Here is a 26,458-nt window from a genome sequence, read left to right as displayed (position 1 = left end):
CACCCGCCTGACCGCCAGCCCCGACAAAGTCGGGCAATACCTCCGCCCGAAACCGCCTGCGGCGGCCTAAATCAGTATCGAACGCCCTCTCAGAGGCGGCGGAACATCACGTGCTGGCCGACGTAACCGTGCTCGGGGTGGTCGAAGACGCCGGGGACGGTTCCTACGACCTCGAAGCCGAGGGACTTCCAGAGGTGGACCGCCGGTTCGTTCGTCTCGACCACGGCGTTGAACTGGATGCCCCGGAAGCCCTGCTCGCGGTGCCACTCGACGACGTACTCACCAAGCGCGCGGCCGACGCCCCGGCCCTGGTGGGCGGGGTCGACCAGGAACGAGGCGGTGCCGATGTGGGAGCCGCGGCCGGGCTTGTTGGGGCCCATCTTGGCGGAACCAACGATGCGGCCGTCCAGGACGGCCACGACCGTGCGGCCCGGGGGCTGCTCCATCCACCAGGGCTCGGCCTCGTCAAGGCTCTGCCCCTCGGGAAAGGCGTACGTCCGGCCCTCGGCCATGATCGCGGAATAGAACGGGTAGATGCTCGGCCAGTCCTCGTCCGAGGCGGTGCGGATGTCCATTCGGGACACCCTACGGCGGGCGTGCGCCCTCGGAACAGTGCCGGGCGCACAGCGAGCAGAGCGCCGGACGGTCGCGCACTAGCGTCGTCGTTGTAGCGCCCCGGGGAACCGGAGAGCGCGTGACGCACCGTCAATTCCCTGTATCGAAAAGGAAAGAACCATGGTCGACCTCGCCTCGGTCCACGCCGCCCCGAGCCCGGACCTGCTCACCCCCGACAACGCGATGATGCTGTTCGTCGACCACCAGCCGCAGATGTTCTTCGGCACCGGCAGCGGCGACCGCACCGCGATCATCAACTCCACCGTCGGCCTGGCCAAGGCCGCCAAGATCTTCGACGTCCCGGTGGTCCTGTCCACCGTCGCCGCCGAGTCCTTCTCGGGCCCGATCCTCCCGCAGCTGCGCGCGGTCTTCCCGGACCAGGAGGTCATCGACCGCACCTCCATGAACGCCTGGGAGGACGAGGCGCTGGTCGAGGCGGTCAAGGCCACCGGCCGCAAGAAGATCATCCTGTCCGGCCTGTGGACCGAGGTCTGCCTGGTCCTTCCCGCGCTCTCCGCGCTGGACCAGGGCTACGAGGTCTACGTCGTCGCCGACGCCTCGGGCGGCGTCAGCCCGCTGGCCCACGAGCACGCCCTGCAGCGGATGACCGCCGCCGGCGCCGTGCCGGTCACCTGGGTGCAGGTGCTGCTGGAGCTCCAGCGCGACTGGGCCCGCAGCGAGACCTACGTCGCCGTGACCGACCTGGTCAAGGAGCACGCGGGCGCCTACGGCCTCGGCGTCTTCTACGCCCAGTCGATGATCGACCCGCACGCCGCCGGCTGACCGGCCGGATCACCGCCGCTCCCCCTGACCGGGCCCTGCCGCAGCTCTGCGGCAGGGCCCGGTCAACCCCCTCTGACCTCTGAACAAAGGACCTCACCATGCCGTTCATCACCGTCGGCCAGGAGAACACCGCCCCCATCGAGCTCTACTACGAGGACCACGGCACCGGGCAGCCGGTCGTCCTGATCCACGGCTTCCCGCTGAACGGCGCCTCCTGGGAGCGGCAGAGCGCCGCCCTGCTCGACGCCGGCTACCGGGTCATCACCTACGACCGCCGCGGCTTCGGCCGCTCCTCGCAGCCGACCACCGGCTACGACTACGACACCTTCACCGCCGACCTGCACACCGTCCTGGAGACCCTGGACGTCCGGGACGCCGTGCTGGTCGGCTTCTCGATGGGCACCGGCGAGACCGCCCGCTACGTCGCGAAGTACGGCACCGAGCGGATCGCCAAGGTCGCCTTCCTCGCCTCGCTGGAGCCCTGGCTGCTGAAGAACGACGAGAACCCGGAGGGCGCCGCCCCGCAGGAGTTCTTCGACGGCGTGGTCGCCGCCGTGAAGGCCGACCGGTTCGCCTTCTACACGAACTTCTTCAACGACTTCTACAACCTGGACGAGAACCTCGGCAGCCGGATCAGCGAGGAGGCCGTCCGCAACAGCTGGAACGTCGCGGCGGGCGGCGGCGCCTTCGCCGCCTCGGCCGCGCCGACCACCTGGTACACCGACTTCCGCGCCGACGTCGCCCGCATCGACGTGCCGGCGCTGATCCTGCACGGCACCGGCGACCGCACCCTGCCGATCGACAGCACCGCGCGCCAGTTCCACAAGGCGCTGCCCGCCGCCGACTACGTGGAGATCGAGGGCGCGCCGCACGGCCTGCTCTGGACCCACGCCGAGGAGGTCAACGCCGCGCTGCTGGCCTTCCTCGCCAAGTAGCCGGTCCGGCCGAGATCCCGTCCGCGCCCGGCCCCCGTGCACAACGGGGGCCGGGCGCGGCAGCGTCCGGGGGGCTCAGGCAGTCGGCCTGGTGGCGTCGTGGATGAACTCCGCGACCGCCGACGGCCGGGAGACGGCCACGGCGTGCGAGGCGTCGGGCAGTTCCAGCGTGGTGGCGCCGGCCCGCCGGGCCGTGAAGCGCTGGACCGGCGGCGGCAGGGCCCGGTCGGCGCCGGTCACCAGGGCCCAGGCCGGCTTGACCTGCCAGGCCGCCGCGGTGGGTGCGTCGGTGAGCACCCGTTCGGCGACGGGCCGCTGCAGCGCGGCGAGCACCCCCGCCAGCTCCGGGTCGACGTCGCCCGCGACGAACGGTCCGAAGCAGTCCCCGGGCACCGAGAGTTCGGTCGCCCGCGCGGCGCCGGTGCCGTCCGTGCCGTCCGTGGCGTACGAGGTGCGGCGCAGCCGGGAGATCAGCGGCGAGGGGGCGAAGCGGCCCGCGAGCGCCTGGTAGCTCTCCCCCACCTCGGGCAGGTAGGCGGAGACGTAGACGAGCGCGACGACGTTGGGGGCGGTCCCGGCCTCGGTGATCACGGCGCCGCCGTAGGCGTGGCCGGCCAGCACCACGGGACCCTCGACGGCGGCGAGCATGGAGGTCAGGTAGCCGGCGTCGTGGGCGAGTCCGCGCAGCGGGTTGGCGGCGGCGAGCACGGTCAGGCCGCGGCGCTGGAGTTCGGCGACGACGCCGACCCAGGTGGTCGCGTCGGAACAGCCGTCGTGGACGAGCACGACGGTGGGTCTGGTGGAGGGCATGGCGGGGGCGGGCCTTTCGCATGGCGACGGGCCGACGGGGTCCGCGCGGTCGACGCGCGGTCGACCGGCGGCCCCGCCGGCCGGCGGGCTGGGGGTGGAGGGGGTCAGGAGGCCTGCTGCCGGGCGTCGGCGCGCGCGGCGTAGGCCTGCCACTCGCGCGGCGAGACGCCGTAGGTCTCGCGGAACGCCCGGCTGAAGTGGGAGTGGCTGACGAAGCCCCAGCGGTGGGCGACGGCGGAGACGCTGGTCTGCCGGCGCGAGGGCCGTTCCAGCTCCCGGCGGCAGGCGTCCAGGCGCCGCCGGCGCACCCACTGGCCGACGGTCGTGCCGTCCTGCTGGAAGAGCTTGTGCAGGTAGCGCACCGAGATGTGCTGCGAGCGGGCGATCGACTCGGGCGAGAGCTCCGGGTCGGCGAGGTTCTCCTCGATGTGGTCGCGGATGCGTGCCAGGATCCCGGCCGCGGCGGTCGGCTGCTCCGGGTCGACCCGTTCGAGCAGTTCGGTCACCAGGATGGCGACGATGTCGGAGACGCTGCGCGCGAGGTGGTTGCCGGGCCGGGCGTGGTGGGATCGGCTCTGGGCGGCGAGGGTGCGCAGGAACTGGGAGGCGAGCGAGCCGATGCCCTCGTCCCCCCGGGCCAGCAGCCCGCCGGTGCGCCGGACGTCGCCGTGCCGGACGCCCAGGTAGAAGCAGGGGACGCGGAAGCGGACCATCCGGCACCCGGGGTCGGACAGCAGGCCCGCCGGGTGCGGGGTGGTGCCGATCAGGAGGTCGCCGGGTTCCAGGGCGGTGCTGGCGCCGTCGCGGCGCACCGAGGCCGGGCCGTGCAGGTGCAGGGCGACGTAGAGGCAGTCCTCGGGGTCGGCGCCGGGCGGCGGCGCGAGGACGTCGATGCACCCGGCGCCGCCGTCGTGGGCGGCCTGGCCGGGCTGGTGGTGCGCGGTTTCGGGCATGGGTGAGGGACCCGACTGGATCACGGGAGGCTCCGACCGGTTCGTGTGGCTCAGTGGCTCAGGGCGGATGGGTGGTCAGGGTGACGCGCCGCCTGCCGCTCGGTCGCGGGGCGCGGGGAGAGGGGCGCGGCGCGGGCGAGGGTTCGGGCGCGGGAGGTGCTCAGGGGGAGGAACGTGTCCACGACGGCGTCGAGCGCGCCGGGGTTCTCCGGAAGGGGGACGTGCGAGGAGGCGGGTTCGCATCCGTTCGTGTCGGCGGGCATGGCTGAGGGATCGGCTCCCGGCGGGTCGCCGGGCATGAGCGGCAGCTCGTAGTGACGATTCTCGCCGCCCGCACGCCCCGCTGACCACCGACCGGCGTAGGGATTGCCCGACGGGGCTTCATCGCTCTGTAGCAACCCGGCGTCCTCGTTCTGTAGCAAGCGGTCACCGGTGACGCCGCAGGTCAGGACGGTTGCCCGGCGGGGGCGCGGAGCAGGTCCCACAGGCGCAGCCCCATGTGCAGGACCAGCCGGTGCCCGCCGTCGTCGAGGTCCAGGCCGGTGATCTCCTGGATCTGCCGCAGCCGGTAGTAGAGGGAGGTGCGGTGGACCTCCAGGATCTCCGCCGTCCTCGGCACCGAGCCGGCGTTCTCCAGGAAGCAGCGCAGGGTCTCCTCCAGGCGGGCGTGGGCGCCGCCGTCCAGCAGCCGGCGCAGCGGTTTGGGGAGGAGGGACTCGTTGAGCGCGCTGTCGGGCAGCTGGAGGAGCACGGCGTGCTCGCCGAGCCGCTCCCAGTCCCCGACGCCGCCCAGCCCGGGCAGCCGGCGGGCGGCGCGCACGGCCACCCGGGCCTGGTCGTGGGAGGTCCAGGCGTCGGCGAGGTCCGCCTGGCGCCCGCCGACGCCCACCACCGTCGTCGCGCCCCGGTCCAGGAAGGTCTCCAGCGAGCGGACGATGCCGCGGGACTGCGGCTCCAGGTCCTCCGCGGCCGGCTCACGGTCGAAGACCTGGACCAGGACGGCCCGGTCCTGCTCGATCGCCGCCAGGCCGTGGGCCGTGCGGGTCCGCCGGAAGGGCTCCAGGGCGCCGCGCAGCGCCACCGCGACCTGACCGGAGGGCCCGCGCAGTCCGGAGACGGCCACGCCGGTCACCACCACGTGCGGGCCGGCGGGCAGCAGGCCGTCGTCCAGCAGCTGCCGGCGCGCCGCGCCGCGCCGCGCCGCGTCCGGGCCGACCAGCCGGTTCACCAGGTCGCGGGTCCGCTCCTCGTCGCTGTCGGAGGCCAGGTGTTCGGCGTACATCTCGGCGGCCACGGCGCGGGTGGCCCGGGCGATGGCCGCGGTCTCGGCCTCGGTGAGGTCCCCTTCCTCCGCCACCACCATGAGGATGCCGAGCATGTGGCCGCGTTCGAGGACGGGGACGCAGTAGCGCGGCCGCAGGCCCAGGTCGTCGCGGCCGTCCAGGTAGCCCGGTCTCGTCCACTGCGCCACGCCCTGGGAGAGCACGTAGCGGATGGTCTCGTCGTCCGCGATGCCCTGGAGCAGCGTGCCCACCCGCACCCGGTCCTCGTCGCCGAAGTGACGGCTGGTGCAGATCATCCGCACCAGCGGGTCGTCGATGACGACGGAGCGTCCCAGCTCCTCGGCCAGGCCGTCGACCAACGACTGCAGCGCCTCGCCGGCCGGCCGCGCGCGCCGGATCCACCTCTTCATGATCAGTTACCTCCCGGCCGCATTCATACAAGAGGCGAAACCGGATGGACAAACCTTCAACAAACTGAGAAAGCACCCGCTCAGTGCCCGGAAGAGCGGTGGCTACCGGGCGGTACGCCCGCGTCCCATCCCGGTGCGCCGGGCGGATGGTGCGCGGATCGTCATGCCGCGGTGCACCGCCGGAACATCTCCCCCGGCACCGCCTCCTAGCGTGGGCGGTGATCCGCCTCTCCCCTGTCCGTCGGCAGCTCCCAGGGCCCGAGGCGAGAGCAGCGCGCCGCCGCCGGCCTCCGGCGGACGGCCCTCTTCGCCCCGCACACCCGCATCGGCGCCGCACCCGGCCCGACCCCGACCCAGGAGGACCCATGTCCGCGCCCCACCCGCTCCCCAGCCCGCAGCCCTGCCCGGAGCCGTGCCCGGAGACCGCCGGCACCGACGTCGTGCTCGACGCGCGGATCGTGCTCGGCGAGAACCAGTCCCTCGGCATCCCCGTGCGCTTCGCCTACCGGCGCGACGACCCGTTCGCGGTCGCCCTCGTGTTCCTCGGCGCCGCCGCCGAGGCCGGCACCTGGCAGTTCTCCCGCGACCTGCTGTGGGAGGGGCTGCAGCGGCCCGTCGGCGCCGGTGACGTGCGGATCTGGCCGCCCTGCACCTGCCACGGGCGCTCCTCGCTGCGGATCATGCTCCAGGGGCAGGACGGCTCCGTGCTCGTCGACCTGCCGGCCCGGCAGCTGCGGCGCTGGCTGCGCCGGGAGAGCTTCGCGCTGGTCCCCCGGGGCACCGAGGGCGCCCTGATCAACTGGGACGCCGAGCTGGACGGGCTGACGGGCTGACGGGCTGACGGGCCGACCACCACGACTGCGGACCCCGCTCACCCGCGCGCCAGCTCCTCCGCCGCCGCGTCGGCGATCAGCTCGGGAGCCTGCCCGACGAACAGCGTGGCGCCGTGCTCGTCCGGTTCGAGCGGTTCCAGGGTGGCGAGCTGCGAGTCGAGCAGCGACCCGGGCATGAAGTGGCCCGACCGGTGCCCGATCCGTTCGGCCAGCAGGTCGTGGCCGGCCGTCAGGTGCAGGAAGAACGCGCCGGGGCAGGCCGCGCGCAGGATGTCCCGGTAGCGCCGCTTCAGCGCGGAGCAGGCGATCACGCAGCCGGTGCCCGCCGCGTCGCGCTCGTGCAGCCAGCGGCCGACGGACTCCAGCCAGGGCCGGCGCACCGCGTCGTCGAGCGGGACACCGGCCGCCATCCGGGCGATGTCGGCCGGCCGGTGGAAGTCGTCCGCGTCCGCGAAGGGGACGTCCAGCCGGCCGGCGAGCAGCCGGGCCACCGTGGTCTTGCCGGTGCCGGAGACCCCGACGACCACGACGCACGGGGCGCGCCGCTCGCCGCCGGGGGCCGTCGAGGTGTCCTCCTCCATCGCGTCGCGCCTACGGGAACCGCGGGGCCGGCCCCTGCGAGCCGGCCGCGTACTCCTCCAGCGGCACCAGGTCCCGCTCCCAGGCGGACAGCACCGGTTCGAGGACCCGCCACGCCTCCTCGGCCTCGTCGCCGCGGATGGACAGCGCCGGGTCGCCGGTCAGGACGTCCAGCAGGAGCCGGCCGTAGGCGGGCAGCTCCGGCGGGTCCATCCGCGCGGTCAGCGACAGCGGGGCGAGCTCCTGGGCCCGGGTGCCGATGCCGGTCAGGTCGAGGGCCAGCCCCTCGGGTTCCAGCGCGAAGCGGAGCACATTGGGCGCGGCCTCGCCGCCCTGGCCGAACGGCAGGTGGGGCACCGGGCGGAAGCGCACCGCGACCTCCTTGCGGTCGGTGCCGAGCGCCTTGCCGCTGCGCAGCCGGAACCTGGTGCCGGCCCAGCGCCAGCTGTTCAGTTCGAGTTCCACCTCGGCGAAGGTCTCGGTGCGGCGCCCGGGGTCGACGCCCTCCTCGTCCACGTACGCGGGGACGGCGCGGTCGCCGATCCTCCCCGGCAGGTAGCGGGCGCGGCGGGTGCGGTGCAGCACGTCGTTCCCGGTCAGCGGCCGCACGGAGCGCAGGACGTCCACCTTGCGGTCGCGCAGGTCGCGCTCGCCGAGGGTGATCGGCGGTTCCATGGCCACCAGGCAGAGCAGTTGCAGCAGGTGGTTCTGGATCATGTCCTTGAGCGCACCGACGTGGTCGTAGTAGCCGGCCCGGCCCTCCAGGGCGAGGGTCTCGTCCCAGACGATGTCGATCTCGGCGATGTGGGTGCTGTTCCAGATCGGCTCCAGCACGCGGTTGGCCAGCCGGCTGCCGAGCACGTTCTGGACGGTCGTCATGGCGAGGAAGTGGTCGACCCGGAACACCGCCCGCTCCGGCACGAGTTCGGCCAGCAGCCGGTTCAGCTCCTCGGCGCCGGCGAGGTCCTCGCCGAAGGGCTTCTCCAGCACGATCCGGCTGCCGGGCGGCAGGCCGGCCCGGTGCAGGGCGGTGACCGCGGCGGGGAACAGCGCCGGGGGCAGCGCGAGGTAGACGGCGACCGGCCCGTCCCCGGCGACGACCGGGGCGACGTCCCCGGGGCTGGTGACGTCGGCCCGCAGGTAGCGGGCCGAGGCGGCGACCTCCGCCTTGGCGCCGGCCGGGCAGTCCTCGCCGTGGCGGTCGAGCTGGGCGGCGACCCACTCCCGGTACCGCTCGGTGGACCAGTCCTCCCGGCTCGCCCCGGTCAGGCTCAGCCGCTCGCCGAGGTGCCCGCCCGCCCGCAGCGCCGCCAGCGCCGGCAGCAGGAAGCGCGCGGTCAGGTCGCCGGTCGCGCCGAAGACGGCGAGCCGCTCGATCATCGCCGCGCCCCCGCCCGCGCGCGGGCCAGGTTCACGCCGCTGGCGGCGATCCCGATGTGGCTGAACGCCTGGGGGAAGTTGCCCATGAACTCTCCTGTGGACGGGTTGATCTGCTCCGACATCAGCCCCAGCGGGCTCGCCCGCGAGCACAGCGAGGCGTACAGCTCCTCGGCCTCCTCCGTCCGGCCCTGGCCGATGAGGTTGTCGACCAGCCAGAAGCTGCACAGCACGAACGCGCCCTCGTCGCCGGCCAGACCGTCCGGGGACTCCTCGTGCAGGTAGCGGTGGAGCAGCCCGCCGCCGGCCGACAGCCGCTCGGCGACGGCGGTGGCGGTGGCCACCATCCGCGGGTGGTCGATCGGCACCACGTGGCGCAGCGGGAGCGCGAGCAGGCTGGCGTCCAGCACGCCGCCGCCGTCCAGGTGGGCGCTGAGGGTCCTGGCGTCCTCGTCCCAGGACTGCTCCAGGATCAGCGCGCGCAGGTGGTCGGCGGAGGCGCGCCAGCGGGCGGTGCGGATCGGCAGGCCGAGCCGGTCGCCGATCTGGGCGGCGCGGTCCAGGGCGACCTGGCAGAGCCCGGCCGAGTAGGTGAACACCCGGCCCTCGCTGCGCACCTCCCAGATGCCCTGGTCCGGCTGGCGCCAGGCCTGCTCGGCGGCGTCGGCGAGGCCGGCCAGGCCGGCCCACAGGGCGGGCTGGATCTCGCCGCCGGCGCGCAGCCACTGGTCGGCGCAGTCCAGGATCTCGCCGTAGACGTCGTGCTGGCGCTGGTCGGCGGCGCCGTTGCCCCAGCGGACGGGGGCGGAGCGCTGGTAGCCCTCCAGTTCGCCGTCCTCGACCTCGTCCGGCACCGGGCCGCCGCGCAGGTCGTACATGATGCGCGGGTGCCCGCTGTCCTCGAAGGCGTCGAGCACCCAGCCGAGGAAGGCGTCGGCCTCGCCGCGGAAGCCGATCCGGCGCAGCGCGAAGACGGCGAACGCGGCGTCGCGGATCCAGGCGTAGCGGTAGTCCCAGTTGCGGATGCCGCCGATCGGCGCGGGCAGCGAGGAGGTGGGCGCGGCGACCAGCGAGCCGTTGGCCCAGTCGTCGCACAGCTTCAGGGTGATCGCGGCGCGCCGGACCAGCGCCTCCTGGGGGCCGGCGTAGTCGAAGTGGCGCATCCAGCGGCGCCAGGCGTCGGCGGTGCCGGTCAGCATGGCGTCGGTGTCGACCCGGTGGTGGCGGTGGAAGCGGCCCCAGGAGAGCACCAGGTCGAGCCGGTCACCGCGGCGCAGGTCGTGGGTGCTGTGCAGGCCGTCGAGGGGGCGGTTGGAGCGCAGGTGGAGCCGCAGGCCCGGGCGCCGGGTCGGGCGCACCTCCAGTCCGCTGAACAGCGCCCTGGCCCGGGCGCCGCCGCGCGGCTCCAGTTCCGTCCGCAGGCGGACGTGGCCGTCCAGCACCACGGCGGAGCGCACGAGTTCGGCGCGGTCGGCGGGGGCGTTGTCGGTGAGATCGGCGCCCGAACGCAGGGCCAGCGCGTCGGTGAGGCGCACCAGGCCGGTGCGCGAGCGCAGTTCGGTGACCAGGACGCCGGTGTCCGGCTCGTAGCGCTGCCGCGCCTCGACGAGGTCCTCCGGTGTGACGGTGAAGTGCCCGCCCCGGGCGTGGTCCAGCAGGGCGCAGAACAGGGGTTCGGCATCGAACCGGGGCAGGCAGAGCCACGGGACGGAGCCGTCCAGGCCGACCAGGGCGGCGGTGGTGCCGTCGCCGATGAGGCCGAGGTCCTCCAGCGGCAGGTAGCCCTGCCGCCGGCGGACCGGCCGGAAGGGGGGATCGGGGTCGTGCATGCCGTCTCGCTTCCGCAGCGCCGGGAGGAGGGGAGGGAGCGCGGACGGGCCGTCCGCGCGGGGCGGTCAGAAGGCGATGAGCACCTTGACCGCGTCCTCCAGCTTCTTGTCCGCGACCTCGAAGGCCCGTTCCATGTCGTCGAAGCGGAACTCGTGGGTCGTCAGGTGCGTGGGGTCCAGGCGCTTGGTCTCCAGGATCCGCAGCAGCCGCTCCATCCGCAGCCTGCCGCCGGGGCACAGCCCGCTGGCGATGGTCTTGTCGGCCATGCCGACGCCCCATTCGACGCGCGGGATGCCGACGGTCTCGCCCTCGCCGAAGTAGCCGGTGTTGGAGATGGTGCCGCCGGGCTTGGTGATCTTGACGGCGGTCCGGAAGGTGGCGTCCGCGCCGAGGGCCTCGACCGCGGTGTCCACGCCCTGGCCGCCGGTCAGTTCGAGGACGCGCTCGACGACGTCCTCCTTGGTGAAGTCCACGATCTCGTCCGCGCCGTACATCCGGGCGAGCTTCTGCCGGCTGGGCACCGACTCGACGCCGATGACCAGGCCGGCGCCGCGCAGCCTGGCCCCGGCGGTCACCATCAGGCCGACCGGGCCCTGCGCCAGGACGGCGACGGTGCCGCCCATCGGGATGTTGCCGTGCTCGGCGCCCATGAACCCGGTGGAGATCATGTCGGCGCAGTAGACGGCGGCCTCGTCGGGGATGTCGTCCGGGATCCGCGCGAGGTTGGCGTCGGCCTCGTTGACGTGGAAGAACTCGGCGAAGACGCCGTCCTTGAGGTTCGCGAACTTGAAGCCGCCGAGCGGGGCGCCGGACTGCGAGGGGTAGCCGTTCTGCGAGGCCAGGTCGCCCCAGTCGGGCGTGATGGCGCCGGCCAGCACGCGGTCGCCGGGCCGGAAGTCCTTCACCTCGCCGCCGACGGCCTCCACCACGCCGACCGCCTCGTGGCCGAGGGTGAGGTCGGTGCGGGGGCCGATGCCGCCCCTGACGGTGTGCGAGTCGGAGGTGCAGATCAGCGCCCGGGTGGTGCGCACCAGGGCGTCGCCCGGGCCGAGCTGCGGCATGGGCTTCTCCAGGAACCCCACCCGTCCGATCTCCTTCATCACGAAGGCCTTCACTTCTCCGTCCCTCCTGCTGGGGCGGGCCGTCGGGCGGCCGCCCGGCCGCCGGTCCCACCGCCTCCCACCGTCGCCGCTACCGTGCCGCCGCGCGACCCGGCCGCCGGGCCGGCGGTGCGTTCCGGTGAAAGCGCCGCGTTCCGGTGAATCCGGCGGGCCGTCCCGCCGCGGCCGTCTCCCGCGTCTCCCGGCGCGGCGGGGCGGCCTGCTAGCGTCGAGGCGCTTCGACGAAGCGCTGTGCGGCGGACGAGGAACGACGGAGGGTGCTGTGGAGGACAAGGGCGCGGGGCGGGCCTTCATCGGCTCGTTCACCTCGGCGGGCGGGCGCGGGATCGTGGTGGCGGCGGTGGACCCGCGCACGGGGGCACTGACCGAGACCGGCACCGTCGACGCCGTCCCCAACCCGTCCTACCTCGCCCTCGGGCACGCGGAGGGCGGCCCGGTGCTGTACTCCGTCTCGGAGACGCTGCCGGGGGCGGTCGCCGCCTACGGCCTCGCCGGACCGCTGCCCCGTCCGCTCGGCGCGCCCGTCCCGGTGCACGGGGACGAGCCCACCTACCTGGCCCTCGCCCAGGGCCACCTGCTGACCGCCAACTACGGCTCCGGCAGCGTCACCGTGCTGCCGCTCGCCGCCGACGGCGTCCCGCAGGCCCCGAGCGGCGTGCTGCCGAACGAGGGCAGCGGGCCGCACCGCGAGCGCCAGCAGGCCCCGCACGCCCACCAGGTGCTGCCCGACCCGTCCGGCCGCTGGGTGCTCGGCGTCGACCTCGGCACCGACGCGGTGCGGATCTGCGCCCTGGACCCGGCGACGGGGGAGCTGACGCCGCGGCACGAGACGGCGCTGCCGCCCGGCACCGGCCCTCGGCACCTGGCCTTCCACCCCTCCGGGCGCCACGCGTACGTGCTCGGCGAACTGCGTCCGACGGTGACCGTCTGCCGCTGGGACGCCGCGGCCGGGGTGCTGGAGCCGGTGGGCGAGGTGCCGCTGTTCCCCGACGGCCCCGAGGTCCCGGTCCTGCCGTCGGCCCCGGTGGTCTCGCACGACGGCCGGCACCTGTGGGTGGCGGTGCGCGGCACCGACACCATCGCGGTGTTCGCGCTGGACGCGGGCGGCGAGGGGCTGCGGCCGGTGGGCTCGGTGCCGTGCGGCGGCGCGTGGCCGCGCGACCTGGTGCTGGACCCGTCGGGCAGCCGCCTCTACGCGGCCAACGAGCGCTCGGGGGACGTCACCTGGTTCGAGCTGGACGGCGAGAGCGGCCTGCCCCGGCGGGCGGGCTCGCTGCCCGTTCCGGCGGCGTCCACCGTCCTGTTCGGCTGAGCGTTCCGCCCATCGCTCTCCGTCACCGTCCGTCCGCCGTCACGGCCCGCCGTCACGGCCCGCCGTCACGGAACACCAGGACCGGGCAGGTGGCGTGCCGGGTGCAGTGCTGGGCCACCGAGCCCAGCAGCATCCCGGCGAAGCCGCCGAGCCCCCGGCTGCCGACCACCAGCAGGGACGCCCCCCGGGAGGCCTCGATCAGCGCGCCGGACGGGGAGCCGTAGCGCGCCTCGACCCGCACCTCCACCGGCGGCCGGGGTCCGACCGCCTGCTCCACGGCCCTGGCGGCCTCCCGGCGGGCCTTGCCCTCCAGCTCCGCCTCGTCGGTGCTGTCCGGCGGGAACCAGCCGCGCGCGCCGTGGAACGTCGGGTACTCCCAGGCGATCACCGCCTCCACCACGCCGCCGGTGAGCTCCACCTGCCGCACCGCCCAGCGCAGCGCCTGCTTCGACGGCTCCGAGCCGTCCACGCCGACCACGATCCGGCCGGTCTCCTCGCCCTGCTCCGCCATGCCTCCTCCTCGCCTCGACGCCCCCACGCCCACCTTCCACCCCCACCCTCCCGCCGGCCACCGCGCCCGCGCGGCCCGGCGGACCCGGCCGGGGAGCGCCGTCGCGCCCGAACGGGTCCGTCCGCCGCGCGACCGCCCGGCCCCGGCGGCGATCCTGGAGCCGATGTCCGGGGCACGGCACCCGCCAGCCCCGGCACGACCAGGCAGGACCAGGCAGGACCAGGCAGGCAGGAGGCACCGGCCATGGAGGCGTCCGCACAGATCGGCGTCACGGGACTCGCGGTGATGGGCCGCAACCTGGCGCGCAACCTCGCCCGCAACGGCTATACGGTCGCGGTGCACAACCGCACCCCGGCGCGGACCGACGCCCTGATCGAGGAGTTCGGCCACGAGGGCGCGTTCGTCCCGGCGCGCTCCCCGCAGGAGTTCGTGGCCGCGCTGGAGCGCCCGCGCCGGCTGCTGGTCATGGTGAAGGCCGGCCGGCCCACCGACGAGGTGATCGAGGAGTTCGCCCCGCTGCTGGAGCCCGGCGACATGATCATCGACGGCGGCAACGCGCACTTCGCGGACACCCGCCGCCGCGAGCGGGCCCTGCGCGAGCGCGGCCTGCACTTCGTCGGGACCGGCGTCTCCGGCGGCGAGGAGGGCGCGCTGCACGGCCCGTCGATCATGCCCGGCGGCTCGGCCGAGTCCTACGCCGTCCTCGGCCCCATGCTGGAGCGGATCAGCGCCCAGGTCGACGGCGAGCCGTGCTGCACCCACATCGGCACCGACGGGGCCGGTCACTTCGTGAAGATGGTGCACAACGGCATCGAGTACGCCGACATGCAGCTCATCGCCGAGGCCTACCACCTGCTGCGGGAGGTCGGCGGGTACGCCCCCGCCGAGATCGCCGAGATCTTCCGGCAGTGGAACCGGGGGCGGCTGGACTCCTACCTCATCGGGATCACCGCCGAGGTCCTCGCCCACACCGACGCCGCCACCGGCCGGCCCTTCGTCGACGTCGTCCGGGACGCCGCCGAGCAGAAGGGCACCGGACGCTGGACCGTGCAGACCGCCCTCGACCTCGGCTCCCCGGTCACCGCCATCGCCCAGGCCACCTTCGCCCGGGTCGCCTCCTCCCGGGCCGAACTGCGCGCCGTCTACCGGCCGCTGACCGCGGAGAGCCCGGAGGTGATCCCGCACGAGCTCGGGCACGGCGTCCTGGACATCGAGCTGGCCCTGTACGCCTCGAAGATCATCGCCTACGACCAGGGCTGGACCATGATCCGCGACGCCGCCGCCGAGTACGGCTGGGACATCGACCTCGGCGGGGTGGCGAAGATCTGGCGCGGCGGCTGCATCATCCGGGCGGCCTTCCTCGACCGCATCCGCGCCGCCCACGCCGCCGACCCCGGGCTGGTCAGCCTGCTGGCCGAGGAGCGGTTCGCCGCCGAGATCGCCGAGGCCCTGCCGTCCTGGCGCTCGGTCGTCGCCACCGCCGCCCTCCGCGGAATCCCGGTGCCGGCCATCTCCGCCGCGCTCGCGTACTTCGACACGCTGCGCAGCCCGCACCTGCCCGCCGCCCTGATCCAGGGGCAGCGCGACTTCTTCGGCGCCCACACCTACCACCGCACCGACCGCGAGGGCGGCTTCCACACCCACTGGGCCGAGCCCGGCCGCCCCGAGACCCGCACCGACAGCTGACCGGCGGGGTGACGGGGTGACCGGCGATCCACCGGTCATTTGGCAGAAGCGGCGGCACGGCCGGGCGGGTGAGGCTGGTGCCCATGATGTACTCCACCGAACCGCTCTCGCCCGCCGAGCGTGCGGAGTTCTGGCACGACGCCGTCGCGCGGACGTTCATCCCGCTGGAGACCAGGCTCCTCGAAGCGGAACCCCGTGCCGGCGTCCTCAGCAGCGACCGGCTGGGTGTCCTCCAGATCACCCGGGCGACGGCCGGACCGCAGGTGAACCTGCGCAACCGGCGGGCCGTCGCGGCCGGCGGTGAGGGGTGGATCACCGTCGCCATGCACCACCGGGGCCGCGGCAAGCTCGTCCAGGACGGCAAGGAGGTCGTGGTCGGGCCCGGCGAGTTCACCCTGTCCGACTCCAGCCGCCTCTTCACCAAGGTGCTGCCGGAGCCCTTCGACCTGACCACGTTCCATCTGCCGCGCGCCGCCCTGCCCGTCCACGACGACGAGCTCCGGGCCGCCGTCGCCACCCCGTTCAGCATCGGGGCCGGCACCACCGGGCTGGTCGCCTCGTACCTGCGCAAGCTGGCCGGCGGAGCCGCCGATCTCGACCCGTACACCGGCGGCCGGCTCGCCGAGACCGCCGTCGACCTGCTCGCCGTACTCGTCCGGGAGCGCAGCGGCAGCCTGCGCCCGGCCCCGCCGGAGGCCACCCTGGCGATGATCGCGCGGATCAAGGACTACGCGATCCGGCACCTCGGCGACCCGGAGCTCTCCCCCGAACGGATCGCGGCCGCGAACCACGTGTCGGTGCGGTACCTGCACAAGCTCTTCCAGAGCGAGGAGACCACCGTGGCCCGCTGGATCCAGCGCCGCCGGCTGGAGATGTGCGCGCGGGAGCTCGCACGGCGGCCCGCGGTGACGGTGTCCTCGGTCGCCCAGCGGTGGGGGTTCGTCAGCCCGGCCCACTTCAGCCGGGTCTTCCGCGCCGCGCACGGGGTCAGCCCGCGCGAGTGGAGGGTCACCCGGGCGGGGATCGCGGAGGCCGCCTGAGCCGGCCGGAGGGCGTCCGGCCGCCCGCTCCTCCCGACGGTCAGTCAGAAGTCACTGGCCCTCCCTTACGCTTCCCGGGAAGCGAAACAGGAGGTGGCCGTGAGGACAGCAGCCGACGAGAAGCGGGTACGGGACGCCGTCGACGGGCTTCTGGAGTCGGCCCGGACGACGGGGGTGGCCCTGGCCGTCACCGGCGCACCGGGCTCCGGGGTCAGCACGGTCCTGCACGAGGCGGCGGTCTCGGCCCGGCGGCGCGGGTTCCTGGTGATCGGGACCACCGCGCTCGCCGCCGACGCGGACACCCCGGGCGCGGTGGCGCGGGCGCTGCGCGACCGCCTCCTCCGGGCCCTGCGCCCGGTCACCTCGGCCACCCTCATCACTTCCGCCACCGCCACCGAGCTGTTCCGGCTGCTCGGCGACAGCCCGCAGCCGGTCCTGCTGAGCGTCGACGACGCGCGGTTCCTCGACGGGCCGTCCCGGCAGGCCCTGGCCGCCCTCGCCCGCGAGCTGCCCGCCGCACGCGCCGCCCTGCTGATCGGCGGGCCGGCGGTGGACGGTGTCACCGAGCTGGTGCTGTCCCCCGTCGACGAGGCCCACGCCGACCGCCGGCTCCGGCAGGCGGGCGTCCACGACGACGCCCTGCGCCGGCGGATCGTCCGGGACGCGGCCGGCAGCCCGCTCGCCCTGCGGGAACTGCCGTTGTCCTGGCGCGACGCCGGGGAGCCGGGCGACGAGTTGCTGCACCGCTTCCCGCCGCTGACCGAACGACTGGGCCGCTCCCTCGCCCCGGGCCTGGCCGACCTCCCGCCCGGCACCGCCACCGCCGTCCTGCTCGCCGCCGTCCAGCTCGGTGAGCAGGTCGCCGACGTCCTGGCGCCCGCGCGGGCGCTGACCGGGCACGCGATCGGCGTCGAGACCTTCGGCCCGGCCGTCGAGCGCGGACTGCTGCGGCTCGTCGACGGACGGATCCGCTTCCGGTCGGTCCTCACCCGCGCCGCCGTGCAGCAGCACGCGACCGCCCCCGCGCTGCTCGCCGCGCACGCCGTCCTCGCCCGGGCCGCGACCGACCCGTACCGGTCCGCCTGGCACGCCGCCCAGGGCAGCGTCGCCCCGGACGAACAGGTGGCCGACCCCCTCGAAGCCTCCGCCGCGGAGGCGCTGCGCCGCCGCGAGCCCGTCGAGGCGCTGCGCCGGCTGGAGCTCGCCGCCCGGCTCTCCCCGGCCCCGGCCGACCGGGCCCGCCGCCTGGTGCGCGCCGCCAACACCGCCTTCGAACTCGACCGGCCCGAACTCGCCGAGCACCTGCTCGACCGCGCCGACCGGCTCGGCCTCGACGAGGAGCAGCGGGCCCTCGCCGACACCACGCGGACCCGGTTCACCGCCCGGCCCGAGCGCGGTGCGCGGTCCCTGGGCGAGCGCTGCCGGCTGGTGTCCCGGCTGGCCCGGGCCGGCTTCCGCGAGGCCGCGCTGGAGGTGCTGGTCGGCGCCACCGAGGCGGCCGTCTGGGCCGACCCCGAGCCGCACGCCCACCGGGCGGTGACCGACTGCCTCGCCGAACTCCCGGACCTCGATGACGATCCGCGCCGGCTCCTCGTCCAGGCGGTGGTCGCGCCGAACACGGCCCGGGCCCGGATCACCGCGCTGAGCGGCGACGGTCCGGGCGTTCCCGCCGACGCCGACCGGCTCAGGCTGCTCGGCGCCGCCGCCCTGACCGCGGGCGAACCCGGCCTGGCCGGGGACCTGCTCGCCCGCGCCGCCCGGCTGCTGCGGGCCGACGGCCGCACCGGCCTGCTCACCCAGGTCCAGGCGCAGCACGCGCAGGCGGCCCTCATCGTCGGGGACTGGGACGTCGCCCAGGCCGCGAACGAGGAGGCCCTCGCCCTCGCCGAGGCCGGCGGCCAGGTGCTCTGGTCGATCCGCTCCCGCGCCACCCGCGCGCTGCTGCGCGCCTACCGCGGCGACCTGACCGGCTCGGCCGAGGACATCGCCGCCGTCGAACGGATCGCCGCCGGCCGCCGGGTCGGCGCGGTGCTGGCCGTCCTGCGCCTCGCCCGCAGCGTCGCCCTCCTCGAATCGGACGATCCCGGCAGCGCGTACCAGACCCTGCGTCCCCTCTTCGAGGCCGGCTCCCCGTCCCACCACCTCAGCATCCAGCGCCGCACCCTCTACCATCTCGCCGAGGCCGCCGTGCGGGCCGGCCGGGCCGAGGAGGCGCGACGGCTGATCGCGGACTACGGCGACGGCCACGGGCTCCCGCTCTCCGCCGCCGTCAACCTCGCCCAGGCCAGGGCGCTGCTCGCCGAGGGCCCCGACGCCGAGCGGCACTTCGAGCACGCCCTGCGGATCACCCCCCGGTCGTGGCCGTGGCCGCGCGCCCGGGTCGAGCTCGCGTACGGCATGTGGCTGCGCCGCACCCGCCGTCCGAGCCGGGCCCGGCCGCTGCTGCGCGAGGCCGGCCACGCCTTCGAGGTGCTGGGCGCCACCGCCTGGCGGGAGATCACCGGCCGCGAACTGCGCGCCACCGGGGTCGACCAGGGCCGGCCGGGCGGCCCGCTCGCCGAACAGCTCTCCGCCCAGGAGCTGACGATCGCCCAGCTGGCCGCCGCCGGCCTGACCAACCGGGAGATCGGCGAACGGCTGCTGCTCTCCCCGCGCACCGTCGGCTGGCACCTGCACCGGGTGTTCCCCAAGCTCAACGTGACCTCGCGCACCCAGCTCGCCGCCCTCCTCGTCACCGCCGCCTGACGCCGCCCGCCGTACCCCCGGGCCGCCCGGCCCGTGCCCGCCGTCACCCCCGACCGGCTTTGGTACCGCTCTGACCTGGGGGTTACCTTGTTCCGGTGAACGGGCAGGGGCAGACGGGAGTGCGCTTCCAGGTCTTCGGCGAGCTACTGGTCCAGCGCGACGGCACGCCGCTGGAGGTGGGTCCGCCGCACCGGCACACCGTCCTCGCGGCGCTGCTGGTGGCCCGGGGCCGCACGCTGGGCACGTCCGAGCTGGTCGACCTCGTCTGGGGCGAGGACCCGCCGTCCACCGCCGTGAACCAGCTGCACCGCCACATCGGCAACCTGCGCCGCCTCCTGGAGCCCGACCTGCCCGCACGAGCGGGCGGCCGCTGGCTGTTCTCCGGCCCGTCCGGCTACCGCCTCGACACCTCGGCCGCCGCCGGGAACGACCTCGCGCTCCTCGGCGACCTGTCGGCGCGCGTCCGCGCCGGCGGCCCGGACGCGCCCGCCGCCCGGCGCGAGCTCGCGGAACTCCTCCGGCGGCCCCTGCTGGCCGGGCTGGACCCGGCCGCACTGGCCCGGCCGCACTTCGCGGCCGTGGAGCGGGCCAGGATCACCGCGGCGACGGAGGCGATGACCGCCGCCACCGCCGCCGGGGACGCCGCGTCCCTGCTGGCCGCCGTGCGCGAGGTCGCCCGGAACGCCCCCTTCGACGAGCCGCTGCACGCCGCGGTGATCTGCGCGCTGACCTCGCTCGGGCGGCGGGCCGAGGCCCTGTCCGTGTTCGACGCGGTCCGCCGCCGACTCGCCGGGGAGCTGGGCGTCGGCCCGTCCGCCGTCCTCCGGGCCGCCCACCAGGAGGCGCTGCGCGAGCCGGACACCACCGCGCCCGCCGCACCGGCCGCACCCGCCGTGCCCGCACCGGCGCCGCCGCCCACCACCGGCCCCGACAACCTCCCGCTGCCGGTCGCCGGCTACACCGAACGCCCGGACATCACGGACGTGCTGACGAGCGCCCTGGACCGGCTCGGCGACCCGGCCGCGACCGTCGTGATCACCGCGCTGGCCGGGATGGGCGGGGTCGGCAAGACCGCCCTGGCCGTGCACTGGGCCCACCGGGTCGCCGAGCGCTTCCCCGACGGGCGGCTCTACCTCAACCTGCGCGGCTTCGACCCGGGCAGCCCGCCGCTGGATCCGGCCGAGGCGCTGACCATGCTGCTGGTCGCCCTGGGCGAGCCCACCGAGAACACCCACGAGGACCTGCCCCTGCGCGCCGCCCGCTTCCGTGCGGCGGTCGCCGGGCGCCGTCTCCTCCTGGTGCTCGACAACGCCCGCGACGCCGACCAGGTGCGCTGGCTGCTCCCCGGCTCCCCCGGCTGCCTGGCCCTGGTGACCAGCCGCAACCGGATGAGCTCGCTCGTCGTCCGCGACGGCGCCCTGGCCGTCCCCGTCGACCGGCTGTCCCCGGCGCAGGCCCGCGAACTGCTGGCCACCCGCCTCGGCCCGGACCGGCTCGCCGCCGAGCCCGAGGCGGTCGAGGCCGTCCTGGCGGCCTGCGGCGGACTGCCCCTCGCCCTGTCGATCGCCGCCGCCCGGGTGGCCCTCGGCCCCCGGCTGACCCTGACCGACGTCGCCGCCGAACTCGCCCCGGGCGGCGACCGGCTGGCCGCCCTCGGACTCGACGACCCGGACACCGACCTGCGCGCCGTCTTCGCCTGGTCCTACCAGGCGCTGGCCCCGGACGCCGCCCGGCTCTTCCGCCTCCTCGCCCTGCACCCCGGCCCGGAGATCTCCCTCGCCTCGGCCGCCAGCGCCGCCGGCCTCTCCCCCGACCGGGTCCGCGCGCTGGCCCGGGACCTGTGCGAGGCCAACATGCTCGCCGAGCACGCCCGGGACCGCTACGCCCTGCACGACCTGCTGCGCGCCTACGCCGCCGACCTGGCCGCCGAAGCCGACGACGACCGCCCCGCCGCCCTCGGCCGGCTGCTGGACCACTACGCGCACGCGGCGGCCGCCGCGAACGACGCGGTCTCCACCCGCCACGAACACGTCGCCCTGGAGCCGGCCCTGCCGGGCACCGTAGTGCCCGCCTTCGACGACCGGGCGGCCGGCATGGCCTGGTACGCGGCCGAGTACCGCACCATCCTCACCCTGCTGCGCTCGGTCGCCGGCGAGGAGCAGTTGCGCCGGATCTGGAGCGTCGCCTTCGCCTGCCGGCTCTACACCTCCCAGCAGGGCTGGGCGCGGGACGAGATCGAGATCCTGCACATCGCCCTCGGCGCACCCGCCCGTCTCGGCCCGCGCGACGAGGTCGTCATGGGCCGCCTCGGCCTGGCCCGGGTCTACGCCCAGAGCGGCCACCACGCCCGGGCCGATGCCCAACTCCTCACGCTCCTGGACGAGTTGCCGACCCTTCCGGACAAGCTCCAAGCGGCCGTCCAGCGCAGCACCGGCTGGGTCCGCGGCCGCCAGGGCCGCCACCGCGAAGCCCTCCGGCACGCCCAGCAGGCCCTCGCCCTCTACCGCGCCCTCGGCAGCGACGACCACAACGAGAACAACGTCGCCCGGGAACTCAACGCGGTCGGCTGGTACCACACCCTGCTCGGCGAGCACGAGGAGGCGATCCGGCACTGCGAACAGGCCCTGCCCATCCTCCGGACCAACGGCAACCGCCGCGGCGAGGCGGCCACCTGGGACAGCATCGGCCACGCCCACCACCACCTGGGCCGCCACCACCGGGCCCTGGAGTGCTACGCGCAGGCCCTCGACGGCTACCGCGACGCCGCCGACGAGTACAACCAGACCGAGGTCCTCGACCACCTGGCCGACAGTCACCTCGCCCTCGGCCGGCACGCCGAGGCCCGCGCCGCCTGGCACCGCGCCGCCGACCTGCTCACCGCCCTCGGCCACCCCGACGCCGAGGCCCTCCGCGCCAAGGCGGCGGCCGTCCCCGACCGAGCGCCCTCCCGTCACCCGGACCGCCCGGCCGCCGAACACCTCCGACCCTAGCCGCCGCTCCACCCCGCCATTTGTCCCTCCGTGCACACCTCGGGGGGAGCGGCCGGATACGACGCACACCTACTGCCCGGTAGCCGGGCCGTTCCCCGGGATCCACCGGGGCGGTTCCCGTTCATCGAAAGCTTGACCTTCCGGATCGACGGCTTGTTACCTGTGCGGCCGGGAGACAACCGATCACCATGAACGGACGCACATGAGCACGACGCGCGAACTGACCACCAACGACGGAGTGCGCCTGGCCTACCGGGACAGCGGCGGCGAGGGCGTCCCGCTGGTCATGCTGCACGGCTGGGGACAGACGCAGGAGATGTTCCGTCACCAGGCCGAGGGGCTGGCCCCGGGCCGGCGCGTGATCACGGTGGACTTCCGGGGCCACGGCCGCTCGGACAAGCCCCGTCACGGCTACCGCGTCGCGCGGCTGGCCCACGACGTCCTCGAACTGGTCGACCACCTCGGCCTGGAGAGGTTCGACGCGCTGGGCTGGTCGATGGGCGCCTCCGTGTGGTGGAGCTTCACCGACCGGTACGGCACCGGCCGCATCCGCCGGTTCGTCGTCGTCGACCAGCCGGCCGCGGTGGCGGCGGTGCCCTGGACGGCGGAGGCGGAGCAGCGCGCGTCCGGCGCCATCTTCGACGTGGCGGGTCTGCTGGAGCTGTGCGCCGCGCTGGCCGGCCCCGACGGCGCGCAGGCCCTCGACGGCTTCGTGCGCTCGATGTTCGACGGCGACACCGACCCGGAGCTGCTCGCCTTCGTGACCGACCAGGTCCGCGCCACCCCGGCGTACGCGGGCGTCCCGCTGCTCTTCGACCACTGCGCCCAGGACTGGCGCGACGTCCTGCCCCGCGTCGACGTCCCCACCCTCGTCCTCGGCTGCGAGGGCAGCCACGTCGACCCCGCCTCACAGGCCTTCATCGCCGAGCGGATCCCCGGCGCCGAACTGCACGTCTTCCCGGCGAGCGTCGCCTCCTCGCACTTCCCCTTCCTGGAGAACCCCGGGGCGTTCAACGCCGTCGTGGACGCCTTCCTCTCCTGAGCGCCCCCGACCGTGCGGGTGGGAGCGGATCGCGCGGCCCCACCTTCCGCGATCCGCTCCCACCGGTCTGCGGGCCCGGTGCGGCCCGTGCGTTCAGAGCGTGCGGCGCACGCCCGCCTGCCGCTCCAGGTTGCGCAGCTGGACGGACAGGTCACCGTCGACGGCGGCCCGGGCCGGACCGCTGCGGCCGATGGGCAGCACCTCCTCGCTGCGCATGTCCTCCAGCAGCAGGGCGAAGGCCGCGTACGTCGCGACGAGCGCCACCAGCAGGCCGAGGGCCCCGGAGGTGCGGGTGAGCCACTCGGCGCCGGTGAGGCCCGACAGCGCGGTGGCCGCCCAGCGGGGCAGCGAGACCACCAGGACGAACCACAGCGCGCGCTTGGGCCGGGTGACGGCGGCCATCAGCGCGCCGAAGCCGAGGAACGCCAGGTTGAACACGCCCAGCGCCCGCAGGCCGTCGGGCACACCGCTGACCATGACCAGCGCGTAGGCCAGCCAGCTGCCGGCGAACACGCCCATCAGCGTCGCCGCGATCACGTCCCGGGCGCCGAAGCACAGGACGCTCACCAGGAACTGCAGGGCGAAGGCGGGCAGCACGCACAGGGCGACGGCGCCGCGCGCCTCGGGACCGAGGACACCGAGCTGCAGACACCCCGTCATCACGGAGGCGATCGCCACCGTGAAGAAGCCCAGCGGCATGGGCGAGGCCATGGGCCGCAGGTTGATCCGGGTGATCGACCGGAGGTCCGGCTCGAAACGGCGTCCCGCGACGGCGTCCACCCCGTCGTCGGCGGCGGCGTCGGGTGAGGCTGTGGTCATCGCGCGCTTCTCTCCTTCACTGCTACTGCTACTGCTACTGCTACTGCTCGAAGCGGAGCGGAGGAGCGTCGCCGCGGCCCGCCCGCCGTGCCGAGTGCTCGGCTCCCCCGACGCTACGACCGCCCCCGCCACCCACCTGTGCCCCCCGCGCCCCCGCCCTGGCACCACAGCGCACGCCCGCGCCCTGCGCCCCGGTCGTCCGCACCGGCCGTCACGGCGCGGGTCCTCCACGGCCGGCGTGGGGGCCGTCCGTGGAGGACCGTTTCACCTCGGGGCGCCGGTCAGTGGGGCTCGGTGGGGTTCGGTGGGGCTCAGTGCGGAGGGGTGGGGAGGTTGTTGAGCTGCAGGAGGTTCCAGTTCTGGTTCGCCGTGTTCCACGCCTCGTCCGTGGTGATGCAGTCCCACTGCTGCAGGCGGGCCTGCTGGCCGGGCGTGCCGGACGGAGCCTCCGCGTCCAGGCACCTGCCGGTGGCCTGGTTCTTCAGGACCATGACCGTGGGGAAGCAGTAACAGGTGTGCCCCACCCAGGCGGTGGTCCATTCGGCCGGTGCGTAGCCGGCGTCGCAGTACGGGTGCTGGAGCACGCCGGTGCCGTTCGAGTACGTCCCCGCGCGCCAGTCGAGCATGAGGCACTGGCCGGAGTGCCGGGCCTTGATCCGGAAGTACCCGTTCCCGCTGTCGAGCAGCTCGTACTCCTGGGAGGCGCTGGCGTTGTTCGGCCACAGGAAGACGCCGGTGAGCGGATCGGCCGAGGCCCACATGACGTCGGCGCGCAGCCCGGTCCGGACGTTCACGAGCTCGTAGCGGGTGGGTTCCGCCGCCTGGGCGGGGGTGGAGCCGAGTGCCGCGAAGACGGCGAACGCCAGGGCCGCGACGACGGCCGCCGGGGTGAGCCGAGAGGTTGCGCGCCCGGCCGGCGCCGGCGGGGCGGCCGGCTCCGTGGCCGTGCGGGGGCGACGGCCGGGCCGTCGCGGGAGGGGTGTCCGCATGGTGTTCTCCTCCGTGGGGTGTGGGCCGAGCCGGTCGGCCCGGACGACGTCCCCCACCCTGGCCCCGCGGCCTGTGCACCAACCTTGCGGGCACCTTGCGGGCCAGCCAGCATGGGCGGTGGGGACGTTTCGCGCGCGCTGTTGATCACATGGGGGGTACATGTGGACTTCCGGCTGTTAGGCGAGATCGAGGTGCGGTCGGCGGGCCGGCCGCTCGACGTGGGGACGCCGCGGCAGCAGGTGGTCCTGGCCGCGCTGGTCGTCGACGCCCGAAGACCCATCTCCATCGAGGCACTCGTGGACCGGGTCTGGGGCCACGACCCGCCCGCCAACCCCCGGCCGGTGCTGTACGCGCACCTGAGCCGGATCCGGGGGCTGCTGAGACAGACGGCCGCCCCCGGGGACGCGACGGCGGCGCGGATCGAGCGCCGGCACGCCGGTTACGTGCTGGACATCGACCCCGAGCTGGTGGACCTTCACCGGTTCCGCCGGCTGGTCGAGCGGGTCGAGCAGGTCGACGGCCGGTCGTCACCCTGCCGGCAGCGGGACGACAGACCGTGCGACGAGGCCCGGGCCGCGACGCTCGCCGAGGCTCTGGGCCTGTGGCGGGGAGAGCCGCTGGCCGGCCTCTCGGGCGAATGGGCCGCGCAGGTCCGGGCGAGCTGGCACCAGCGGCGGCTGGACGCGGTGGTGCGGTGGGCGCAGGCGGAGTTCCGGCTCGGCCGTCCCACCGCGGTGATCTCCGCGGTGCCCGATCTCACCGCCGAGTACCCGCTGGCCGAACCCCTGGAATGCGTCCTGATCCAGGCGCTGCACGCGGCCGGGCGGGGTGCGGAGGCCCTGGACCGCTACGGCGCCTTCCGGCGACGGCTGGCCGAGGAACTGGGCGTCGGCCCCGGCAAGGAGCTCCGGGCGCTCTACCAGAGCGTCCTGATCGGGGATCGGCACCCGCCGCGAGAAGCCTCGCCTCCCGCGCTCGCCCACCGCACGGCCGCCGCCGTCGCCCCTCCCGTTCCGGCGGGGACACCGCCGTCACCCGAGGTGCCGCCCGGGCCCGTCGACACGGCCGCGGCCGCTCCCGCGCCGTCGAGCCGGCCGCGGGTGCGGACGTCCCACCGGCGCGCCCTGCTGGCCGTCCTGGTCGCGGTGGTCCTGCCCGCGGCGATGGTGTCGGCGCGCGTCCTCCGGCCGGACGAGTGCGGCCCGGAGGGCAGCGGCGGACCGCCCGCGGCGTCGGTCGAACGCGCACGGGAACTCTTCGCCGCCGCCGAGGCATTCGACCGGGAGGGAAGGGCCCGCGACGCCCGGGCGGCCGTCGCGGACGCGGTGCGGCTGTGGGAGGAGCTCAACGGGCTGGACCCGGACCGCAACGCGCCGCCGCTCGCCCCCGCCGTCCTGCGGGCACTGGACAGGGCCGGCGTGGACTTCAGCGTCCCCCGGCCCGAACTCCTCAGCTGGCTCGGCGATCCGGTCCACACGCCCTATCCCGCGATCTCCCAGGCGATCCTGGCCCGGGGCTGGCGGTTCACGGCACCGGTCTTCCTCGACGCCGTCGTCTGGAACTACGAGCACACGCCCGGGACCGCCTCCCCCCGCGCCGCCGCCGACGTCCACACCGACGTCCTGAAGGCAGCCGTCCTGGAGCACACGAGAACCCGCCACGGCACCCCGGTGACGGAGTTCGACCACCTCCTCGCCCCCTGAGCGCCCGGCCCACGTCCCCCGTGCCCAACGGCCTCGGCCCCCGTGCCCGCCGCCCGGGCGGACACGCGGGGCCGGGAGCCGGCCACCGTGC

Annotated in this window: 21 protein-coding genes; 10 read left to right on the top strand and 11 right to left on the bottom strand. The window is 75.2% G+C overall.

What is annotated here, in order from left to right:
• Window positions 1-89: 89 nt before the first annotated feature.
• A complete protein-coding gene (locus tag ABT093_RS17415) occupies window positions 90-575 on the bottom strand; it encodes a GNAT family N-acetyltransferase (protein WP_350565054.1) in 486 nt (161 codons plus the stop codon).
• A gap of 160 nt (window positions 576-735) precedes the next feature.
• Here ABT093_RS17415 and ABT093_RS17410 point away from each other — a divergent pair, with 160 nt between their 5' ends.
• Together ABT093_RS17410 and ABT093_RS17405 are read left to right on the top strand one after the other, a co-directional pair.
• Complete coding sequence (locus tag ABT093_RS17410) at window positions 736-1,398, top strand: hydrolase (protein WP_350565052.1); 663 nt, start codon at window positions 736-738, stop codon at window positions 1,396-1,398.
• A 98-nt stretch (window positions 1,399-1,496) separates the two neighbouring features.
• Window positions 1,497-2,333, top strand: a complete 837-nt coding sequence (locus tag ABT093_RS17405; RefSeq protein WP_350565050.1) for an alpha/beta fold hydrolase — start codon at window positions 1,497-1,499, stop codon at window positions 2,331-2,333.
• A gap of 75 nt (window positions 2,334-2,408) precedes the next feature.
• Here the strand turns inward: ABT093_RS17405 and ABT093_RS17400 are convergent, their stop codons facing one another.
• The 3 genes from ABT093_RS17400 to ABT093_RS17390 all read right to left on the bottom strand — a co-directional run bounded on the left by ABT093_RS17400 (window position 2,409) and on the right by ABT093_RS17390 (window position 5,789).
• Entirely contained in the window at window positions 2,409-3,143 is a 735-nt protein-coding gene (locus tag ABT093_RS17400) for an alpha/beta fold hydrolase (protein ID WP_350565048.1), read from the bottom strand.
• 104 nt (window positions 3,144-3,247) lie between these two features.
• Window positions 3,248-4,096: a helix-turn-helix domain-containing protein gene (locus ABT093_RS17395; protein WP_350565046.1), complete on the bottom strand. Its 849-nt coding sequence runs from the start codon at window positions 4,094-4,096 to the stop codon at window positions 3,248-3,250.
• Window positions 4,097-4,541: 445 nt separating this feature from the next.
• Window positions 4,542-5,789 carry a PucR family transcriptional regulator gene (locus ABT093_RS17390; protein ID WP_350565045.1) on the bottom strand — a complete coding sequence of 416 codons (1,248 nt, stop codon included), beginning with the start codon at window positions 5,787-5,789 and terminating at the stop codon, window positions 4,542-4,544.
• 365 nt (window positions 5,790-6,154) lie between these two features.
• Between ABT093_RS17390 and ABT093_RS17385 the strand changes: the two genes are divergently transcribed.
• Window positions 6,155-6,622: an SsgA family sporulation/cell division regulator gene (locus tag ABT093_RS17385; protein WP_350565043.1), complete on the top strand. Its 468-nt coding sequence runs from the start codon at window positions 6,155-6,157 to the stop codon at window positions 6,620-6,622.
• A gap of 38 nt (window positions 6,623-6,660) precedes the next feature.
• Here ABT093_RS17385 and ABT093_RS17380 read toward each other — a convergent pair whose 3' ends face one another.
• From ABT093_RS17380 to ABT093_RS17365, 4 genes are all read right to left on the bottom strand, one after another.
• Window positions 6,661-7,203 carry a gluconokinase gene (locus ABT093_RS17380; RefSeq protein ID WP_350565041.1) on the bottom strand — a complete coding sequence of 181 codons (543 nt, stop codon included), beginning with the start codon at window positions 7,201-7,203 and terminating at the stop codon, window positions 6,661-6,663.
• 10 nt (window positions 7,204-7,213) lie between these two features.
• Window positions 7,214-8,581 carry a glucose-6-phosphate dehydrogenase gene (locus ABT093_RS17375; RefSeq protein ID WP_350565040.1) on the bottom strand — a complete coding sequence of 456 codons (1,368 nt, stop codon included), beginning with the start codon at window positions 8,579-8,581 and terminating at the stop codon, window positions 7,214-7,216.
• Window positions 8,578-10,407: a glycoside hydrolase family 15 protein gene (locus tag ABT093_RS17370; RefSeq protein ID WP_350565038.1), complete on the bottom strand. Its 1,830-nt coding sequence runs from the start codon at window positions 10,405-10,407 to the stop codon at window positions 8,578-8,580. Before ABT093_RS17370 ends, ABT093_RS17375 begins: the two co-directional genes overlap by 4 nt.
• Window positions 10,408-10,473: 66 nt before the next feature.
• The gene (locus tag ABT093_RS17365) at window positions 10,474-11,523 is read right to left on the bottom strand and encodes an NAD(P)-dependent alcohol dehydrogenase (protein ID WP_350565036.1); all 1,050 of its coding nucleotides are present in this window, start codon (window positions 11,521-11,523) and stop codon (window positions 10,474-10,476) included.
• Window positions 11,524-11,791: 268 nt separating this feature from the next.
• On the opposite strand from ABT093_RS17365, the gene ABT093_RS17360 reads away from it, so the two are divergent.
• Window positions 11,792-12,841: a lactonase family protein gene (locus ABT093_RS17360; protein ID WP_350565035.1), complete on the top strand. Its 1,050-nt coding sequence runs from the start codon at window positions 11,792-11,794 to the stop codon at window positions 12,839-12,841.
• 52 nt (window positions 12,842-12,893) lie between these two features.
• Here the strand turns inward: ABT093_RS17360 and ABT093_RS17355 are convergent, their stop codons facing one another.
• Window positions 12,894-13,352 (bottom strand): universal stress protein, encoded by a 459-nt coding sequence (locus tag ABT093_RS17355; RefSeq protein ID WP_350565033.1) that lies wholly within the window; start codon window positions 13,350-13,352, stop codon window positions 12,894-12,896.
• A gap of 243 nt (window positions 13,353-13,595) precedes the next feature.
• On the opposite strand from ABT093_RS17355, the gene gnd reads away from it, so the two are divergent.
• The 5 genes from gnd (at window position 13,596) to ABT093_RS17330 (ending at window position 22,855) form a co-directional block, all read left to right on the top strand.
• The gene (gene gnd, locus ABT093_RS17350) at window positions 13,596-15,038 is read left to right on the top strand and encodes an NADP-dependent phosphogluconate dehydrogenase (RefSeq protein WP_350565031.1); all 1,443 of its coding nucleotides are present in this window, start codon (window positions 13,596-13,598) and stop codon (window positions 15,036-15,038) included.
• An 83-nt stretch (window positions 15,039-15,121) separates the two neighbouring features.
• Complete coding sequence (locus ABT093_RS17345; protein WP_350565029.1) at window positions 15,122-16,078, top strand: helix-turn-helix domain-containing protein; 957 nt, start codon at window positions 15,122-15,124, stop codon at window positions 16,076-16,078.
• A gap of 99 nt (window positions 16,079-16,177) precedes the next feature.
• Window positions 16,178-18,823 carry a helix-turn-helix transcriptional regulator gene (locus ABT093_RS17340; protein WP_350565027.1) on the top strand — a complete coding sequence of 882 codons (2,646 nt, stop codon included), beginning with the start codon at window positions 16,178-16,180 and terminating at the stop codon, window positions 18,821-18,823.
• A gap of 95 nt (window positions 18,824-18,918) precedes the next feature.
• Complete coding sequence (locus ABT093_RS17335) at window positions 18,919-21,813, top strand: AfsR/SARP family transcriptional regulator (protein ID WP_350565025.1); 2,895 nt, start codon at window positions 18,919-18,921, stop codon at window positions 21,811-21,813.
• A 202-nt stretch (window positions 21,814-22,015) separates the two neighbouring features.
• A complete protein-coding gene (locus ABT093_RS17330) occupies window positions 22,016-22,855 on the top strand; it encodes an alpha/beta fold hydrolase (RefSeq protein WP_350565023.1) in 840 nt (279 codons plus the stop codon).
• Between the two features lie 93 nt (window positions 22,856-22,948).
• Here ABT093_RS17330 and ABT093_RS17325 read toward each other — a convergent pair whose 3' ends face one another.
• Window positions 22,949-23,674 carry a GPR1/FUN34/YaaH family transporter gene (locus ABT093_RS17325; RefSeq protein ID WP_350565021.1) on the bottom strand — a complete coding sequence of 242 codons (726 nt, stop codon included), beginning with the start codon at window positions 23,672-23,674 and terminating at the stop codon, window positions 22,949-22,951.
• Window positions 23,675-23,985: 311 nt separating this feature from the next.
• The gene (locus tag ABT093_RS17320; RefSeq protein ID WP_350565020.1) at window positions 23,986-24,663 is read right to left on the bottom strand and encodes an RICIN domain-containing protein; all 678 of its coding nucleotides are present in this window, start codon (window positions 24,661-24,663) and stop codon (window positions 23,986-23,988) included.
• A 162-nt stretch (window positions 24,664-24,825) separates the two neighbouring features.
• Here ABT093_RS17320 and ABT093_RS17315 point away from each other — a divergent pair, with 162 nt between their 5' ends.
• A complete protein-coding gene (locus tag ABT093_RS17315) occupies window positions 24,826-26,367 on the top strand; it encodes an AfsR/SARP family transcriptional regulator (protein WP_350565019.1) in 1,542 nt (513 codons plus the stop codon).
• Window positions 26,368-26,458 lie beyond the last annotated feature (91 nt).

Origin of the sequence: Kitasatospora sp. NPDC002551 (genome assembly GCF_040296005.1) — a bacterium.
Taxonomy (GTDB): Bacteria; Actinomycetota; Actinomycetes; order Streptomycetales; family Streptomycetaceae; genus Kitasatospora.
This window is presented reverse-complemented; position numbering and strand designations above follow the sequence as displayed.

Bases quoted from the DNA above. Each gene is read 5' to 3' on its own strand.
- ABT093_RS17415 (WP_350565054.1), bottom strand. From the start codon at position 575: ATGGACATCCGCACCGCCTCGGACGAGGACTGGCCGAGCATCTACCCG.
- ABT093_RS17410 (WP_350565052.1), top strand. From the start codon at position 736: ATGGTCGACCTCGCCTCGGTCCACGCCGCCCCGAGCCCGGACCTGCTC.
- ABT093_RS17405 (WP_350565050.1), top strand. From the start codon at position 1,497: ATGCCGTTCATCACCGTCGGCCAGGAGAACACCGCCCCCATCGAGCTC.
- ABT093_RS17400 (WP_350565048.1), bottom strand. From the start codon at position 3,143: ATGCCCTCCACCAGACCCACCGTCGTGCTCGTCCACGACGGCTGTTCC.
- ABT093_RS17395 (WP_350565046.1), bottom strand. From the start codon at position 4,096: ATGCCCGAAACCGCGCACCACCAGCCCGGCCAGGCCGCCCACGACGGC.
- ABT093_RS17390 (WP_350565045.1), bottom strand. From the start codon at position 5,789: ATGAAGAGGTGGATCCGGCGCGCGCGGCCGGCCGGCGAGGCGCTGCAG.
- ABT093_RS17385 (WP_350565043.1), top strand. From the start codon at position 6,155: ATGTCCGCGCCCCACCCGCTCCCCAGCCCGCAGCCCTGCCCGGAGCCG.
- ABT093_RS17380 (WP_350565041.1), bottom strand. From the start codon at position 7,203: ATGGAGGAGGACACCTCGACGGCCCCCGGCGGCGAGCGGCGCGCCCCG.
- ABT093_RS17375 (WP_350565040.1), bottom strand. From the start codon at position 8,581: ATGATCGAGCGGCTCGCCGTCTTCGGCGCGACCGGCGACCTGACCGCG.
- ABT093_RS17370 (WP_350565038.1), bottom strand. From the start codon at position 10,407: ATGCACGACCCCGATCCCCCCTTCCGGCCGGTCCGCCGGCGGCAGGGC.
- ABT093_RS17355 (WP_350565033.1), bottom strand. From the start codon at position 13,352: ATGGCGGAGCAGGGCGAGGAGACCGGCCGGATCGTGGTCGGCGTGGAC.
- gnd (WP_350565031.1), top strand. From the start codon at position 13,596: ATGGAGGCGTCCGCACAGATCGGCGTCACGGGACTCGCGGTGATGGGC.
- ABT093_RS17345 (WP_350565029.1), top strand. From the start codon at position 15,122: ATGATGTACTCCACCGAACCGCTCTCGCCCGCCGAGCGTGCGGAGTTC.
- ABT093_RS17330 (WP_350565023.1), top strand. From the start codon at position 22,016: ATGAGCACGACGCGCGAACTGACCACCAACGACGGAGTGCGCCTGGCC.
- ABT093_RS17325 (WP_350565021.1), bottom strand. From the start codon at position 23,674: ATGACCACAGCCTCACCCGACGCCGCCGCCGACGACGGGGTGGACGCC.
- ABT093_RS17320 (WP_350565020.1), bottom strand. From the start codon at position 24,663: ATGCGGACACCCCTCCCGCGACGGCCCGGCCGTCGCCCCCGCACGGCC.